At 52.7% G+C, this 1,527-nt stretch carries 1 rRNA gene (running past one end of the window); it reads right to left on the bottom strand.

The window, feature by feature from the left end:
- Positions 1 to 1,527, bottom strand: a 23S ribosomal RNA gene (locus tag ACPYOJ_RS33940) (its annotated part continues 54 nt past the right edge of the window); the annotation flags it as partial.

Here is a 1,527-nt window from a genome sequence, read left to right as displayed (position 1 = left end):
TACCACCAGGCCCACGAATATTAACGTGGTTCCCATCGACTACGCGTGTCCGCCTCGTCTTAGGGGCCGGCTAACCCTGCTCAGATTAACTTTAAGCAGGAACCCTTGGTCTTTCGGCGAGAGGGTCTCTCACCCTCTTTATCGTTACTCATGTCAACATTCGCACTTCCGATACCTCCAGGATGCCTCACGGCTGTCCCTTCACAGGCTTACGGAACGCTCCGCTACCACGTGCACAAGTGCACATCCTCAGCTTCGGTGCATGGCTTTAGCCCCGTTACATTTTCGGCGCAAAGACCCTTATTTAGACCAGTGAGCTGTTACGCTTTCTTTAAATGATGGCTGCTTCTAAGCCAACATCCTGGTTGTTTTGGGATCCTCACATCCTTTCCCACTTAGCCATGACTTGGGGACCTTAGCTGGAGGTTAGGGTTGTTGCCCTTTTCACGACGGACGTTAGCACCCGCCGTGTGTCTGCCTGATAGTACTCCTGGGTATTCGGAGTTTGGTTAGGATCAGTAAGACGGTGAGTCCCCATAGCCCATCCAGTGCTCTACCCCCCAGGGTATTCGTCAGACGCTCTACCTAAATAGATTTCGCGGAGAACCAGCTATTTCCGAGTTTGATTGGCCTTTCACCCCTAGCCACAAGTCATCCCAATCTATTGCAACAGATGCGGGTTCGGTCCTCCAGTTGGTGTTACCCAACCTTCAACCTGCTCATGGCTAGATCACTCGGTTTCGGGTCTAATGCAACAAACTAAATCGCCCTATTCAGACTCGCTTTCGCTTCGCCTACACCTACCGGCTTAAGCTTGCTTGTTACACTAAGTCGTTGACCCATTATACAAAAGGTACGCCGTCACCCTTGCGGGCTCCGACTGTTTGTAGGCATCCGGTTTCAGGTTCTATTTCACTCCCCTTGTCGGGGTGCTTTTCACCTTTCCCTCACGGTACTTGTTCGCTATCGGTCATGCACGAGTACTTAGGCTTGGAGAGTGGTCTCCCCATGTTCAGACAGGATTTCTCGTGTCCCGCCCTACTCTAGGACAATCATGCTATCTACGCGTACGGGGCTGTCACCCGCTACGGCCAAACTTTCCAGATTGTTCCGCTTTAAACACAATTGCCACTGGCCTGGTCCGCGTTCGCTCGCCACTACTTGCGGAGTCTCGGTTGATGTCCTTTCCTGCAGGTACTTAGATGTTTCAGTTCCCTGCGTTCGCTTCTTACACCCTATGTATTCAGGTGAAGATACCTTATCACAATACCTAGAAACCATTCCGGTTTCGATTGCGCCGGACGGCCGGCGACGCGCTACCGCGCTGTATTGCTGCCAAACCCGAACTTCGAGCAAGGCACCCATACAGGCCGATAGGCCGTCGGCGATCGTTCGCCGTCGCGTCGGACCAAAGGTCCGACAACCAGAATGATTTTCTAGGTATTTAAGGTGGGTTGCCCCATTCGGAGATCCATGGATCAAAGCTCATTCGCAGCTCCCCACGGCTTTTCGCAGCGTATCACGTCC

Source organism: Rhizobium sp. SVR5-9E, from assembly GCF_056755095.1.
This window is presented reverse-complemented; position numbering and strand designations above follow the sequence as displayed.